This window comes from bacterium, assembly GCA_036524115.1.
In the GTDB taxonomy this organism is placed as follows: Bacteria; JAUVQV01; JAUVQV01; order JAUVQV01; family DATDCY01; genus DATDCY01.
Window position 1 is genome coordinate 1 of the sequence record DATDCY010000354.1, and the last position, 15,515, is coordinate 15,515.

9 protein-coding genes are annotated in these 15,515 nt (G+C 72.5%); 6 read left to right on the forward strand and 3 right to left on the reverse strand.

The genetic code is table 11. The features are described 5' to 3' along the window. The coding region (locus VI078_17295) for a hypothetical protein (GenBank protein ID HEY6001042.1) at positions 1–381 on the forward strand (381 nt) is incomplete at its 5' end. A 22-nt stretch (positions 382–403) separates the two neighbouring features. Here VI078_17295 and VI078_17300 read toward each other — a convergent pair. After that, positions 404–5,362 carry an Ig-like domain-containing protein gene (locus tag VI078_17300; protein HEY6001043.1) on the reverse strand — a complete coding sequence of 1,653 codons (4,959 nt, stop codon included), beginning with the start codon at positions 5,360–5,362 and terminating at the stop codon, positions 404–406. A gap of 190 nt (positions 5,363–5,552) precedes the next feature. On the opposite strand from VI078_17300, the gene corA reads away from it, so the two are divergent. After that, entirely contained in the window at positions 5,553–6,614 is a 1,062-nt protein-coding gene (corA, locus tag VI078_17305) for a magnesium/cobalt transporter CorA (GenBank protein HEY6001044.1), read from the forward strand. A 154-nt stretch (positions 6,615–6,768) separates the two neighbouring features. On the opposite strand, the gene VI078_17310 is transcribed toward corA, so the two are convergent. Next, positions 6,769–7,698: an HD domain-containing phosphohydrolase gene (locus VI078_17310; GenBank protein HEY6001045.1), complete on the reverse strand. Its 930-nt coding sequence runs from the start codon at positions 7,696–7,698 to the stop codon at positions 6,769–6,771. 148 nt (positions 7,699–7,846) lie between these two features. Here VI078_17310 and glmU point away from each other — a divergent pair, with 148 nt between their 5' ends. The 3 genes from glmU to VI078_17325 are packed head-to-tail and all read left to right on the forward strand — an operon-like array spanning position 7,847 to position 12,856. Next, a complete protein-coding gene (gene glmU / locus VI078_17315; GenBank protein ID HEY6001046.1) occupies positions 7,847–9,229 on the forward strand; it encodes a bifunctional UDP-N-acetylglucosamine diphosphorylase/glucosamine-1-phosphate N-acetyltransferase GlmU in 1,383 nt (460 codons plus the stop codon). A 1-nt stretch (position 9,230) separates the two neighbouring features. Beyond that, positions 9,231–11,060 (forward strand): glutamine--fructose-6-phosphate transaminase (isomerizing), encoded by a 1,830-nt coding sequence (gene glmS, locus VI078_17320; protein ID HEY6001047.1) that lies wholly within the window; start codon positions 9,231–9,233, stop codon positions 11,058–11,060. An 11-nt stretch (positions 11,061–11,071) separates the two neighbouring features. After that, positions 11,072–12,856 (forward strand): hypothetical protein, encoded by a 1,785-nt coding sequence (locus VI078_17325; protein ID HEY6001048.1) that lies wholly within the window; start codon positions 11,072–11,074, stop codon positions 12,854–12,856. Positions 12,857–12,997: 141 nt separating this feature from the next. Here the strand turns inward: VI078_17325 and VI078_17330 are convergent, their stop codons facing one another. Next, positions 12,998–14,953 (reverse strand): glycosyltransferase family 39 protein, encoded by a 1,956-nt coding sequence (locus VI078_17330; protein HEY6001049.1) that lies wholly within the window; start codon positions 14,951–14,953, stop codon positions 12,998–13,000. A 110-nt stretch (positions 14,954–15,063) separates the two neighbouring features. On the opposite strand from VI078_17330, the gene gatC reads away from it, so the two are divergent. After that, positions 15,064–15,351: an Asp-tRNA(Asn)/Glu-tRNA(Gln) amidotransferase subunit GatC gene (gatC, locus tag VI078_17335; GenBank protein HEY6001050.1), complete on the forward strand. Its 288-nt coding sequence runs from the start codon at positions 15,064–15,066 to the stop codon at positions 15,349–15,351. Positions 15,352–15,515 lie beyond the last annotated feature (164 nt).

The following is a 15,515-nucleotide window of genomic DNA, read 5'->3' on the forward strand; positions in this document are numbered from 1 at the left end:
GCCCTGATGCAGCGGGCGCGCGCCGCCATCGCCGCCGCCCAGAGGCAGCGGGGAGCGCAGCCGGTCGTCTTCTTCGTCCCCGGCTGGGAGAGCGGGTACCCGCGCTTCCTCGCATGCTACGAGCTTGCGGCTCGCGACCTCGACGAGATCCTCGAGAGCCACGCCGCCTCCCCCGAGGCGGCCGAGGCGCTCTTCACGGAGGGGCTCATCCGCGACTACCCGCACCTCGAGCGGTTCGACGAGGCGCTCGCGGCCTACCGCGCAACGATCGAGCGATACCCGGGCACCGAGTGGGCCCGGCGGGCGCAGGAGCGGATCCTCGCGCTCGAGGGGATCATGCCGGCGGCCGGCCCCCACGGCGGCGCGGCGACGGGCCGTTAGCGGAGGCGTTCCCCCCTGCTGCTCAGGGCGTCGTCGCCGCGGCCGGCGCCGGGTAGCGCCAGACCGCGAAGTCGTCGAAGTACGAGACGGCGCGGTCCGCCGCCAGGCCGACCCGGCCGGGATACGCCGTCGGGAAGGCGTGACGCAGCGCGGGCGCGGCGGCGCTCCCCCGGAAGACCTCGACGCGACCGTCGGGCCGCAGCAGGACCTCGATCGGGTACCAGACGCCGGTCCGCAGCGGCAGGGGCACCTTCGCGCGCACGCCACTTCTCTCCCCGCGCCGCGCCGGGTCGCCCACCTGCCCGATGACCAGCCCCGTGAGCCCCGGCCCTTTCACCAACTTCACGTAGCGGAAGTTCGTCGCATTGCGCCAGGCGAAGACGAAGCCGGCGTTCGCGCCCGCCGCCGCGGCGCCCGTCAGCTGCGCCCTGAAGGCGAAGCGGAGAGCGCGGTCCGCGGGGAGCGCCGGCGCCCCCTGGAGCAGCGCCACGTTCACGAGGCCCGGGCTCGAGGCGAGCCTGCCGAGCGCCGCCACCCAGCCGCCGGAGACCTCCTGCCAGTGGCGGTCGCCGGCCGCGGTCCCGTGCGTGAACGGCTCGAGGAAGATGCGCTGCGGGAAGAGGACCGCGGCGGCCCCCGTGTCGCCGCGCCCGCCGAGGTCCGTCACCGCCAGCGTGGCGGGATAGGCCCCGCCGGCGGCGCAGCTGCCGCCGCAGACGCCGGCCTGCAGCGCCGCCCAGGAGAGCGGGACGAGCGGCCCGGCCGCGTCGTCGAAGAACAGGTCGCCGTCGAGGTCCCAGGCGTACGAGGCGATGCCGTCGCCGAGGGCGGCGTCAGCGTCGGCGCTCGCCGAGCCGTCGAGCGTGAGGCCGCGCCCTGGCATCGCGCAGTAGGGGCCGCCGGGCGCCGCGACCGGGGGCAGGTTGCCCACCGTGAGCGTGGTCGCCTCCGTCCCGCTCGCGCCGCGGGTGTCGGTCACCCGCAGCTCGACGGTATGCGGGGAGTCGATCGCGCAGGCCCCGCCGCAGACCAGCGCCTGCACCTGTTCCCAGCTCAGGGAGACGGTCGCGCCGGAGGCGTCGTCAAAGACGCCGTCGTTGTCGAGGTCCCACTCCCAGGAGGCGACCGCGTCGCCGGCGTCGGGGTCGGAGGACCCGCTGCCGTCCAGCGCGGCGCCCTCGAACGGCTGGGCCGCGTAGGGCCCGCCGGCGCGCGCCGCAGGCGGGCGGTTCTCGACGACGGTGATCGTCACCGTGGCCGGCGCCAGGTGCAGCCCGTCGGCGATGACGTAGGTGAAGGTGTCCGTGCCGACGAACCCCGGCTTCGGCGTGTACGAGACGCCGGGCCCCGACGCCACCGGCGTGACGCCCTGCGCCGAGCTCCGCACCTGGTAGATCTGGATCGGGTCGCCTTCCGGGTCGTGGTCATTGCCGAGGACCGGGACCGAGACCGCATGGTCCTTGAGCGTCGACGCCGCGTCGTCCACGGCCGCCGGGGGCTGGTTGGGGGTGAAGACGTGGAGCGCCTGCGTGACGCGCGCGACGTTGCCGGCGCGGTCGGTCGCGGTCCAGGTGATCGTCGTGTCGCCCAGCGGCAGGCCGGCGACGGAGGCGCCGGTGGATGCCGTCACGTTCCCGTCGCAGGCGTCGGCGGCGACCGGCGGCGTGAGCACCGGGGTCGTCCCGAGGACCACGTTGACCGGCGGGAGCGACGCCGGGAGCACCGGGGCCGCGGCGTCCGTCACGTGCACCGCCTGGCTGGCGGTGGCCTGGTTGCCGGCGGCGTCCCGCGCGGTCCAGACAACCGACGCGTTCCCCAGGTCGAAGGATGCCGGGGCGTTGTTCGTGACCACGGGCGCCGGGTCGCGGTCGTCGGAGACCGTCGGCGTCCCCAGCAGCGTGGCGGACGCAACGCGCTTCACGGCCGCGCAGTCGAGCGCGCGGTCCGGCGGCGCGGTGATCCGCGGCGCCGTCGTGTCCGTCGGGAAGTAGGCGGCATCGAGGAGGTTCGTGTTGGTGCACGCGGTGCGCGCGCCGCCCGAGCCGGACGTGATCATGTCGTTGACCACCGTCCAGCTCGTGTAGGTCTGCTGGTTGTAGAGGTTGGTCGTCGTGTCCGCGTAGGCCTTCGCGGCCGACGTCCGGGCCTCGCCGGAGACCGGGTTGCGGACGGTCACCGTCACGTCGATTCCCGCGCGGGTCTCCGCCGGGTTCACGGCGGTGCCGTGGGGGGCGCGCAGCACGAGGTTCGTCGCGCCGGCCGACGTGTCGCAGATGAGCATGCCGTTGTACTCGGAGCCCTTGCCGACGGCCTTCGGGCGCGCGTGTCCGGTGTAGAGGAAATTCACGCCGATCCCGACGCTGTTCTTGAGCGTGACGTTGTAGTAGGCGTCGAGGGCGTGGCAGGCGGTGCACCGCGTCGCCTCCGTGGCGTTGGCGACCGTCTTGGGAATGCCGCTGTGGCTGATCCCCGTCGTCGCCCAGTCGGCCGTGGTGAACCCGCGCCCGTAGAAGTTCGTGGCGGGGTTGATCGGCTGGCTCAGCCCGGCGGGGTCGCTGCAGCGCAGGTAGTGCCGGTAGGTGGTGATGCCGCGGATGGTCACGGGCACCTCGACGAAGCTGCAGGAGTATGCCAGGTCCGGCAGCGAGAAGGCCCAGGTCGTCGTCACCTGCTGGCCGTCCTGCCCGCCGCAGACCTGGTTGCTCAGGTCGAAGACGTAGGCGTCCGGCGTGTGCTGCTGCATGTCGTACCAGATCTGGGCGAAGACGTCGATCCGCTTGTTCGCGGTGGGGATCACCAGGCTCTGCAGCGGCGTGACCTTGGCCGCCCAGAGCGTGTTCAGGCTGCCGCCGCTCGACTGGTAGGTGGTCGCGTCGAAGGTCGTCGAGCCGTCCGCGAGGGTGACCTTGAGCGGGAGGTCGGAGTAGAGCGAGAGCGGGAAGGCGAGCGCGGGGTCGCCGGTCGGCTCGATGTTCTCGTCGCCGGCGGGGAGCGAGGACATGATGCCGGGCGCGAGCGGGCCCCTGAAGATCCTTTTGAAGACCAGCTCGCGCGCCTGGCAGTCCTGCCAGAAGCGCAGGCCGTTCGCGGTGTCGTACTTGTAGCCGAAGGTGCGGTCGAGGTCGCTCGTCGTGTCGGCGCCGGTGCGCCGCGGCCGGCGCGGGGCGACCTCCTCCCACTGGTGGTCGCCGTCGATCGAGGGGACGGCGCCGATGAGCACGTTCTGGAAGGTCTGGGGGTTGTAGAGGTTCTTGCCGTAGATCGTGTCGGCGACGCCGGCGCGCCTCGCGAGGGTGTTGAGCGCGCTCGCGTCGAGGAGCGCCAGCTTCGAGAAGACGACCGAGTCGTACGCGGGGGCGAACGTGACCGGATTGAAGTACCCGGTGTCCGGCGCGGCGAGGCCCATGTCGACGTCGATCTTCGGCGCGATCGGGTTGCTGGCCGGGTTGAAGATCAGCAGGTCCTTGGGCGTGCCGTCGAAGTAGACGGCGTCGGTCGCGTAGACCTCGTTCAGGAGCGCCGGGGTGTAGGTCCGGGTGCGCGCGTCGACCATCTTGTAGAGCAGGCTCTCCGGGCCGGCCTCGCTCGCGAGCTGGTTGGCCAGCTCGTTGGCCTTCGTCGAGACCGCGTCGCTCAGGTAGCCCTGGAAGGCGTTGAACGCCACCATCGGGTTCACGAGCCACTCCAGGTTGCTCACGATCGCGGTCACGTCGTCGAGCAACTGGCTGTGAGCGCTCTCGGTGGCGCCGAGCAGGTCGGTGAGCGTCGCCGTCGGGCTCGTCGCGACGCAGCCCATGTCGGAGACGACCTGCGGGACGGCGGCGAACTGCTGGATCGCGGTGCAGGTCCAGGTGCCCAGCCGGCTGAGCGGGGAGGGGCGGTTCGGGTCGCCCAGCAGCAGGTCGAGCGACATCTCCTGGCTCATCGCCACGTAGTCGTCGATCGCGTCCATCACGTTGCGCCGGTAGGCCCAGAGGACGGCCTTGTTCGGGGCGATGATCGACTCGATGGCGAGGCGGTTGGCGGCGAGCGTCGCCTCGAGCGTGTACCTGGTGGTCTCGTACGTCAGGCAGGTTCCCGGGTCGACGAAGCAGTAGCCCGGGTAGAGGGGGATGCTCGTGCCGAAGACGTCGATCCGCAGGCCGTTGACCCAGGCGTCGAGCGCGTCGATGTGCTCCTGCACGGCGGCGGTGTTCGCGGCCAGGTCGTCCTCGACGCCCTGCAGGTAGGCCTGCGCCTGGTCCACGTCCCCGACCAGCCCGCGCATCCCGACGAGGTGGACGAGGAACGGGATCTTCGCGTACTGCGCGGCGGCGTCCGGGTCGAAGATGAGGGCGTCGCGCACGAAGGGCAGCGGCGCGGCGGCGTCGGCGGGGGAGGTGACCACCGGCGGCGTGTGGTTCTTGATGTAGCCCTCGACGGCCATGTGGCGCAGCTCGTTCTGCACCTCGCCGTCGGTGTAGTCGAAGTAGTCGCCGGTGTAGAGGTTCACGTAGGTGTGCGAGAAGACGTCCGCCGCCGCGTGGCTGAAGAAGCCGTAGACGAAGGCCTTCTCCTGCGGCGTCTGGGCCTTGCGCAGCAGGTGGGCGAGCCACTCGTCGGTGCGCCAGGCGCCGGCGACCGGACCGTGGTCGGTCGGCGGGAGCTGGTGCGCGCTGTGGCTCGCGCTGCCGTTCGCGTTGATGACGCCCGGGTGGACGGTGAGCTGGGAGGCGATCATGTCCGGGTAGCCGTCCGGGCCGACGCTCCCCATGCGGTAGGCCGCGCGGTTGGCGAGGATGGCATCGCGCAGCTCCGGGTTGACCGGGAAGGTGCCGAAGGGCTCGATCGTCACCATCCCGTCGGCGGCGAGGTCGTCGATCACCTGCTGCGCCACCCAGACGTGCGTGTCGAGCTTGAACGCCGCCGCCCGGTCGGGCGACGCGGCCAGGAGACAGACACCGCCGACGACTGCTGCCAGAGCCCTTCTGAATCCGCCCACCGACCCCTCCCGGAATGCAACCTTCTTTACAGCCGTTGCCGACGGTTCGGCGGGGTGCGGTGCCTGTTCCCCTGGGCCGAAGCCACGGAACGGAGCCCGGCCCGCAACCCTGCCAAACATTACCTGGATTGGCAAGTAGAATTTCACTCAAATAGTCGGGGTCTGCCCTGTGGTATCCTCCGCTGCCGAGATGCGCCGTCGCCGCCGCAGGCCCCTCGCCGCGAAGTCCGGGCTCCCTCCCGGCACCGTCGTGACGCCGTCGCCGGCCGCGCACCAGCAGGTCACGATCACGCGGGTGATCTACGACGCGGCGGGCTACGAGGAGCGGGAGATCCACGCGGTCGAGGAGACCTTCCCCGCCCCGGACGAGCGGCGGACGGTCTGGATCAACGTCGACGGCGTGCACGAGGCGACGGTGCTCGAGCGCTACGGCGCGCGCTTCGGCCTGCACCCGCTGCTGCTGGAGGACATCGCCCACACCGGGCAGCGCCCGAAGCTCGAGAGCTACGGCGATCACCTCTTCATGGACCTGAACGTCTTCCATCTCGCCGAGGGCGACGAGATCCACGCCGAGCAGATCAGCCTCGTGCTCGGCAACGGCTGGCTGCTCTCGTTCAACGAGCAGCCCCAGCCGTGGGCGCGCCCGCTGCGGGAGCGGCTGCGCACCGACAAGGGGCACTGCCGCGCGCACGGGGCGGACTACGTCGCCTACTCCATCCTCGACGCGGTCGTGGACGACTACTACGTGGTCCTCGAGAAGGTCGGCGACCGCATCGAGGACCTCGAGGAGGAGCTGATGGCCGCGCCGACCACGGCGACGCTCCACGCGGTCTACGCCCTCAAGCGCGAGGTGATCGGCCTGCGCAAGTCCATCTGGCCGCTGCGCGAGCTCATCGGCGGCCTGCAGCGCGAGCGCGACCTCGTGCGCGAGGGGACGCAGGTCTACCTGCGCGACCTCTACGACCACGCGGTGCAGGTGCTCGACACCGTGGAGACCTACCGCGACATCCTCGCGGGGATGCTCGACATCTACCTCTCGAGCGTCAGCAACCGCATGAACGAGGTGATGAAGGTGCTCACGGTGATCGCGACGATCTTCATCCCGCTGACCTTCGTCGCCGGGATCTACGGGATGAACTTCGAGCACATGCCGGAGCTGAGCTGGCGCTACGGCTACGCGTTCTTCTGGGCGATCATCCTGGCGATCGGCGCGGGGATGCTCGCCTACTTCCGCCGCAAGAAATGGTTCTAGGCCGCGGGCTGAAAAGGGCCCGTCTGCGGCGTTGCGTGTCACCCTGCGTCGCTGCGGCGGGCAGCAGCCCGCCTCGCTCCTCGGGCTCGCGCGCCTTGCATCCAGACCCTTTTGAGCTCGCGGCCCCGTGCCGGATGGTCCGGGCGGGTCAGGACTATTCGATGTAGACCCCGTAGAGGTTGCCCGCCGGGCCCCGGCCGCGGCGCTGCCGCGAGACCTCGGTCCGCTCGGGGGGCGGGTGGCCCCGGCGGTTGAGCGAGACGAGCAGCTGCACCACCTCCCAGCCGATGCGGCCGGCCGCGGCCATCGCCGTCAGCTCCTCGAGCGCCGCGCGGTTGTCATAGGTACCCTGGCGGTACGGGCGCGCCGAGACGAGCGCGTCGTAGACGTCGCTGACCGCGACGATCTCCACGAGCGGGTCGTCGAGCGCGACCGCCCGCGGGTAGCCGGAGCGATCCCGCCGCTCGTGGTGGTCGCGCGCCACCCGGGCCGTGAAGTCCTCGGGGTTGCCGATGTAGTGGCAGAGCAGGACGCAACCGGCCAGGGTGTGCTGCTCGAGCAGCAGCCGCTCGTGGCGCGTGAGCGCCGTGCGCTTGGCGAGCACCGGGACGGGGACGCAGATCTTGCCGAAGTCGTGCAGCGGCCCGGCCGCCGTCTCGTGGGCGAAGCCGGGGCCGGTGCGCCCGCTGCGCTGGGCCAGCAGGCAGGAGAGCGCGAAGACCATGAGGATGTGCCGGTAGGTGCAGGGGTCGTTCTCGCGGAACCAGTCCAGGCCCCGCAGGCAGGGCTCCGGGACAATCGTCGCCGCCATGAGCGTCTCGAGGTCGTGGTACTCGTCGGGGCCGCCGAAGACCTGCGCGTAGTGCCCGGCGCGGGCGCCGCTCGCGAGGTCCCGGCGCACCGAGCCGTGCTCGAGGATGCTCCGGCGTTCCCAGCGGACGCGCCGGCCCGCCTCGGCGACGGCCGCGAGCGCCTCCCGGTCGACGACCGCGCCGGCCGGCAGGATCTCCGCGCCCTCGAGCGAGCGGACGGGCATCGTGAGCTTCGGCAGGCCGAGGCCCGCGTTTCCCTCCGCAAGCATCATCGTCGCCTCCCCGCCAACGGCGCAGTGCAACAAGGTATGTACATGAGCGCTGTTGTCGAGTCAACGGCAGACTGTGCTAAAATAACGATCGATTTGCCGGCGGCGTGACGGTTCGCGGATCGGTCTTCGCGGCCCGGGGGGATGCAAAATGGCAGGTGAGTTGACGGTGCTGGTCCTCGCGGCCGGCCGCGGCACGCGCATGCGGTCGTCCATCGCCAAGGTGCTGCATCCCGTCCTCGGCCGCCCGCTGCTCGCCTGGCCGCTGGATGTCGCCCGCGCGCTGCCGGCGGCGCGCCGGGCCGTGATCGTCGGCTTCCAGGCCCAGGCGGTGGCGCGCGCTCTCCCCGCCGGTTTCGAGACCGTCGTCCAGCCGAAGCTCTGGGGCACCGGGCACGCCGTGCGGCAGGCGCGTCGCCTGTTCGCGGGGCCGGGCGACACCGTGGTGCTCTCCGGGGACATCCCCCTGCTGACGGCGGCCACCGTGCGTCGCCTGGTCGCGGCGCACCGGCGCCGCCGCGCGACCGTGACCTTCCTGACCGCCCGCCCCGCCGACCCTTCCGGCTACGGGCGCGTCGTGCGGTGCGGGGAGGGGCGCGTCAAGGCGATCGTCGAGCACGACGACGCCCCGCCGGGGGTGCGCGAGATCCGCGAGGTCAACGCCGGCGTCTACTGCTTCGAGAACCGCTTCCTCGACCGCGCGCTGGGTCGCCTGCGCGCCGCCAACCGCCAGGAGGAGTACTACCTGACGGATGTCATCGCCGCGGCGGTGCGCGCCGGTCTCCGCGTGGAGGGGCTGGCCTGCGCCGACGCCGAGGAGATGCTCGGAGTCAACGACCGCGCGCAGCTCGCCCACGCGACCGCGGTGCTTCGGCGGCGCATCCTCGAGCGGCTGATGCGCGCGGGGGTCACGGTGGCCGATCCCGCCTCGACCTGGGTCGAGCCGGGGGTGCGCGTGGGTGCCGACACGGTGCTGCTGCCCGGGACGGCGCTGGAGGGGTCGACGGTCGTCGCCGCGCGCTGCCACATCGGGCCCTTCGCGCGGCTGCGGGACACCCGCGTCGGCCCGGGGGCCGTCGTGCGCGACTGCTGCGTGCTCGAGGAGGCGACGGTCGGCGCGGGCTGCCGCGTCGGCCCGTTCGCGCACCTGCGCCCCGGCACGCGCCTCGGCGCGGGCGCGCGGGTCGGCAACTTCGTGGAGACCAAGAAGGCGCGCCTCGGCGCCGGCGCCAAGGCCAGTCACCTGAGCTACCTGGGCGACGCCGAGATCGGCCGGCGCGTGAACATCGGCGCCGGCACCATCACCTGCAACTACGACGGTGTCTCGAAGTTCCGCACGACGATCGGCGATGATGTCTTCGTCGGCAGCGACACGCAGCTGGTCGCGCCGGTGAGCGTCGGCGCCGGCGCGCTGATCGCCGCGGGGACCACGGTGACGAAGGACGTCCCCGCCGGGGCGCTCGCGGTCTCCCGGACGCCCCAGAAGGTGATCGAGGGCTGGGCGGCGCGCCGCCGCGCGAAGAAGGGGCCGTGAAATGTGCGGGATCGTAGGGTACGTCGGCGGCCGGACGGCGCTGCCCATCCTCGTCGACGGGCTGCGGCGGCTCGAGTACCGCGGGTACGACTCGGCGGGGGTCGCCATCCTCGATGGCGGCGAGATCACGGTGTGCCGCGCCGTCGGCAAGATCGCGGCGCTGGAGGCCGCCCTCGGCGCCGGCGGGGTCCCGGGCACGGTCGGCATCGGCCACACCCGCTGGGCGACCCACGGCCGTCCGAGCGAACAGAACGCGCACCCCCACCGGTCCGGTCCCTTCGTCGTCGTGCACAACGGCATCATCGAGAACCACCTCGCGCTGAAGAAGCGCCTGCAGGGGCGCGGCTACGCCTTCTCGTCGGAGACCGACACCGAGGTCGTCGCGGTGCTCCTGCACAGCCACTACCGCGGGGGCGACTGCCGCCGGGCGCTGGCGCGAACGCTCGCCGAGATCGAGGGCTCGTACGCCCTGGCGATCCTCTGCGTCGAGGAACCGGGGCGCCTCTTCGCGGCGCGCGAGGGCAGCCCGCTGGTGATCGGCCGCGGGCAGGGCGAGCAGTTCCTCGCCTCCGACGTCCCGGCGCTCATCGAGCACACGCGGGAGGTGATCTACCTCGGGAACGGGGAGACGGCCGTGCTCAGCCGCGAGGGGGTGGATCTGCGCGACGCCGCGGGCAGGGCGCGCCGGCCGAAGGTCTGCACCGTCCCGTGGGACCCGGTGTCCGCGTCGCGCGGCGGCTACAAGCACTTCATGCTCAAGGAGATCCACGAGCAGCCGCACGCGGTCCTCGACACGTTCCGCACCCGCGTCAGCCAGGAGAAGGGGCGCGTGATGCTCGACGAGGAAGCCGGGCTGACCCCGCAGGTGCTCTCGCGCATCCGGCGCGTGCGCTTCCTCGCGTGCGGCACCTCCTGGCACGCCGGCCTCGTCGGCGAGCACATGGTCGAGCGGCTCGCCGGCCTGCCCGCCGAGGTGGACCTCGCCTCCGAGTTCCGCTACCGCGGCGCCCCCGCCGAGGAGGGCGTGCTCACCGTCGCGATCTCCCAGTCGGGCGAGACCGCCGACACGCGCGCGGCGTTCGCCGAGGCGCGCTCGAAGGGCGGCTTCCGGCTGGCGGTGTGCAACGTGCTCGGCTCGAGCATCACGCGCGAGGCTGACGGTGTGCTCTACACGCACGCGGGGCCGGAGATCAGCGTCGCCTCGACGAAGGCCTTCACCTCGCAGCTCACCGCGCTGTACCTGCTGGCGCTGTTCCTCGGGCAGCAGCGCGGCCGCCTGGCCCGGGGCGTGGTCGCCCAGCACATCGCCGACCTGGTGCGCCTCCCCAAGCTCATCCAGCGGGCGCTCGCGCTCGACCCCGCGATGGCGGAGCTGGGGCAGCGCTTCGCGAAGAGCCGCGACTGCCTCTACCTCGGCCGCGGGGTCAACTACCCGGCGGCGCTCGAGGGCGCGCTCAAGCTCAAGGAGATCTCGTACGTCCACGCCGAGGGGTACGCCGGCGGCGAGATGAAGCACGGGCCGATCGCGCTCATCGACGCCGAGCTGCCGGTGGTCGTGCTCGCCCCCCGCGACGAGAACTTCCGCAAGATGTACGGCAACCTCGAGGAGGTGCGGGCGCGCCACGGGGTCGTGATCACCTTCACCGACCGCGCGGGCCGGGACCTCGCGGCGAAGGCCGAGTGCGTGTTCACGGTGCCGCGGACCAATCCCTTCCTGACGCCGCTGCTGCTGACCGTGCCGCTGCAGCTCTTCGCGTACCACCTGGCGGACGCGCGCGGGCACGACGTCGATCAGCCGAGGAACCTGGCGAAATCCGTGACGGTGGAGTGATGCCCCCGCCCGTGACCGCTCCAGGGCAGGTCCGCGGCGCGGGCGCGGGCGCGGCCGCCGCCGTCTGCGCGCTCTGCGTCGTGCTGGCGACGGCTCTTTCGTTCCGGGCGGGCGCCTTCCTCGTGGACGACGCGTTCATCTCGTTCCGCTACGCCCACCACCTCGCCCAGGGACGGGGACTGACCTTCAACGACGGCGACCGACTCGAGGGCTACACCAATTTCCTCTGGGTCCTGATCCTCGCGGGGGCGGAAGTCCTCGGATTCTCGATCCCGAAGGCGGCGGTCGTCCTCGGCTTCCTTCTCGGGCTTGCCTGTCTGGCCGCGACCTGGCTTCTGGCCCGGGCGATCATGGGGGAGGACGATCCTCTCGGGAGTCTTCTGGCCGTGCTGCCGCTTGCCGCGGATCGCTCCTTCTGGCTGTGGGGCGCCAGCGGCATGGAGAACCCCCTCTATGCCGTCCTGGTCGTTCTGGGGGCGGCCTGCCTGCTCTCGCCGCGCCCGCACGACGGGAAGCGCCTCCTGCTCCTCGGCGCGTCCGTCCTCGCGCTTGCCGCTCTGGCCCGCCCCGAAGCCCCCCTCGTGTTCGTCGTCGTCCTGGCCGTGCAGGCCATGCCGCCGCGGCCCGCGCTGCGCGCTCGGGATCTCGCGGTCGCGTCCGCGGCTTTCGCGGCGCCTCTGGCGCTCTATGCCGCATGGAAACTCTGGTACTTCGGCGAGCTCCTGCCCAACACCTTCTATGCCAAGAACGTCGGGGCGCCCCATCTGGTTAGCGAGGGGCGTCATTACGTGTCGTCGTTCCTCGCCGACTACGGCTACGGGCTCGGGCTCGCGGCTCTGCTGGCCGCGCCGGTCGTTGCGCCCCCCGGGCGGCGTCGGGCCGCAGCGGTCCCCGCCGCGCTCACCCTCTGCTACCTGGCCTACGTCTGGGCGGTTGGCGGGGACATCTACTACAACTACCGGTTCCTGACGCCGGTGCTCCCCTTCCTGTCCGTAGGCCTGGCCGCCACGACCCTGGGCCTCATGACTCGACTCCGACTCCCGAGCCGTCCTGCGCGACACCTCCTTGCGGCCGCGGTCTTCCTCGGCTTCAGCGTGCTGGCCGGCTTGATGAGCGAACGACGTTTCCGTGAGGAGCATCGCCTGGGGGAGGACTATAACGGCCACCGCGAGCGCGTGGCGGCCTGGCTGGCGAGGTGGTTCCCCCCCGAGACGGTGATCGCCACGATCAACGTCGGCATCATCCCGTACCGCACCGACATGCGCACCGTGGACCTCGTCGGCCTCACCCACCGTGAGATCGGCCGCAGTCGCGTCGACCCTTCCCGGCACGCACCCTTGGCGCACGAGAAGAGTTCCGCGGAGGCGGTCCTCCGGGAGCGGCCGGACTTCATCGAGTTTTCCCGGGTGGAGTACCCCGTCGCCCAACCGGACAGCTCCCCGCAGTGGCGCCCACTGGAATTCGCGACGGTCTACCGCTATCTGTCGCAAACCCGCTATCCGGCCTATCGCGACCTGGCGCTGCGCGAGGAATTCCACCGCTCCTATCGTCCGGTGGCATATCCGCTCGGGGGCGACACGGGAGTCGTCACCTTCCGACGGTTCCCCGACGGGGAGATCCCCCTGTCCGAAGCCTGGAGGAACTACGCCGTGGCGCTTCAGGCGGAGGGTTTCGAGCGCGAGGCTCGGGACTACCTCGAGCGCGCGGGCAGGACAACGCCCGGGCACGGGGAGATGCAGCGGCCAACGACCCCGCCGGAGAGCGCCCAACCGGGCAAGGGCTCTGCGCCAAGGTAGCCAGGGTCCCGCCAGGCAGGGTCCTTGCCGGCCGCGCGAAGACGTCGCTGTTGCTGACCGTGCCGCTGCAGCTCTTTGCGATTCACCTGGCGGATGCGCGCGGCCACGACGTGGACCAGCCGCGCAACCTGGCCAAGAGCGTCACGGTCGAGTAGCGCGCCCCGCCGGCCCCTCGGCCGCGCGCTGGGAACGCGCGAGCCCCCGCTCGGCAAGCAGACGCCAGTTCTCCGGCGGCGCCGGGTTGCTTGCCACCAGTGAGCGCCGGTAGAGCTCGGCGGCCTCCCCGGGGTGCCCCAGGCGCTCCAGGAGCTGGGCGAGCGAGTACGTGCCGCTGAAGGCCCTGGGGGCCAGCTCGACCGCCCGCCGCAGCGGCGCCTCCGCCTCGACGATCCTCCCTGTCTGCGCGAGCGCCTGCCCGAGGTGGTAGTGGCCGAGCGCGTCCGCCGGGGCGCGGGCGATGGACCGCCGGGCCACCGCTTCGGCCTCGGCGTAGCGGCCGAGCTGCAGGTAGCCCTGCCCGAGCGCGTCCAGCGCGCCGACGTCCCCGGGCGCGCGGCGCAGCACCTCCTCGAGCTCGGCGAGGCCCTCCGCCGTCCGTCCGCCCTCGAGCAGCGTCAGGCCGAGGTTGCGGCGGATGTCGACGCGCGCCGGCTGCACGGCGACCGCCTCCCGCAGCAGCGCGAGGGCGCGGTCGCGTTCGCCGTGCCGGTCGTGCCACAGCGCCAGGTCCTGCAGGCCCGCCGCGTCCGTGGTGTCCACCGCCGCCGGGACGGCGTTGACGAGGGCGAAGGCCGGGACGAGCAGCGCCGCGGCGGCCGCCACCTGCTTCCAGCGCCGGGCGCGGACGGCGCCGGCGACCTCGCGGCAGGCCAGCGCCGCGAGGACCATGAGGACGGGGACGACCGGGATGCGGTAGCGGGCATTCACGAAGAAGAGCACGACGACGAGCGTGGACACCAGCAGGTACGCGGGCAGCGGCGCGAGGCGCAGGCCGCCGCGCAGCGCGAAGGCGAGGCCGAGCAGGCCGAGCGGGGCGACGACGCCGAACCCGAGGGGGAGCCAGCGCAGCACGGGGCCGAAGCGCAGGGCCAGGAACTGCTCCGCCTGGTTGTTGCCCAGCTCGAACGCCGTCCAGAAGAGGCGCAGCTTCCAGAGCAGCAGCCGCGCCGCGGCCCGGGGCTGCCCGGCGATGAACCCCCACGCCTTGCGCGCGTAGTGGCGCGAGACCTCCGACGCCTTGAGCGGCCGACCCGCCTCGGCCTCGGCGAGCGCGATGCTGTCGCGGTACCCCGTCCACCAGCCGGAGCGGGTCCCGGGCACGACCGCGAGGTTGCCGTCGGCCTGCGGGTTGTTGCCGATCCAGAAGTTGACGCCGCCCTGGCTGCTGATGAGCACGAAGTCGTGCCCCACGGCGAGGTTCCGGGCGGTGACGGGGAGGATGGGCAGCACGACGCCCAGGCCGAACGCGCCGGCGGCAGCCAGCCCGCGGCGCCAGTCCGGCCGCGCGAGCGCCGCGATCCAGAGCGCGAGCAGCGGGAGCAGCAGCAGATGGTTCGGCCGGGCCAGCGCCGCCACGCCCCAGGCCGCCCCGGCCCCGAGCGCCGCGCCGAGCCGCCGGTCGCGGTGGAGCCGCAGGGTGAGCCAGAGGCCGAGCAGGGCCAGGGGGACGTAGAGGGTCTCGAGGAGCAGCTCGCCGTCGAAGTAGATGGCGGTCCGGTAGACGGCCATGCCGAGCGCGGCGACGGCGGCGACGGCGCGCCCGCCCGCCTCGCGGCCGATGAGCCAGGTCAGCCCCACGGTGGCCGTCCCGAAGGCGGCCTGGATGAGCCGGGGCGCGAGGAAGCTCTCCCCGAAGAGGCGGAAGCAGAGCCCGAGGAACCAGGGGTACAGCGGCGCCCTGAAATACGGCCCGTCGACGAAGGGCTTGCCCGCGGCGATGGCGCGCGCCCACTCGGTGTGGTAGAGCGCGTCCATCACGGGGTCCGCGAAGAAGGGGCTCGCCCGCGACTGCAGGATGTAGACGACCCGCAAGGCCAGGGCGAGGAGGAGGATCAGGGCCAGGAAGATGTCGGGCCGTGGGCGTGCCTGGTCTGTCATCGGCTGCAGTATACCGCCAACGCGGATCGCTCGGGCCGCTTCCGGTGCGGCCGGCCGCGCCCGTGGTACTATTTTGAAATCCCCCGGGGGGGGGGGGAAGGGAGGGCGCGTTGAAGATCAACCTCGAGCAGGTCCGGTACGTCGCGGAACTCGCGCGCCTCCAGCTCGCCCCCGCCGAGGAGGAGCGGCTCACCGGCCAGCTCAACGCGATCCTCGAGTACATGGGCCAGCTCGCCGAGGTCGACACGGCCGGCGTCGAGCCCACGAGCCACGTGCTGCCGCTGACGAACGTGCTGCGCGAGGACGAGCCGCGCCGGGGGCTGACGAACGAGGAGGCGCTGGCGAACGCGCCGGCGGCCGACCAGGGGCACTTCGCCGTGCCCAAGATCATCGAATGAGCGAACTGGCCGACCTGACGCTGCGGCAGTTCGCGGACGGCCACCGCCGCGGCGACTTCACGTCCGAGGAGGTCGCCCGGGCGCTGCTGGCGCGCATCGGGCGGCAGGAGCCGGTCGTGCACGCCTACCTGCGGGTGGACGCCGAGGCCGCGCTGGAGGCCGCC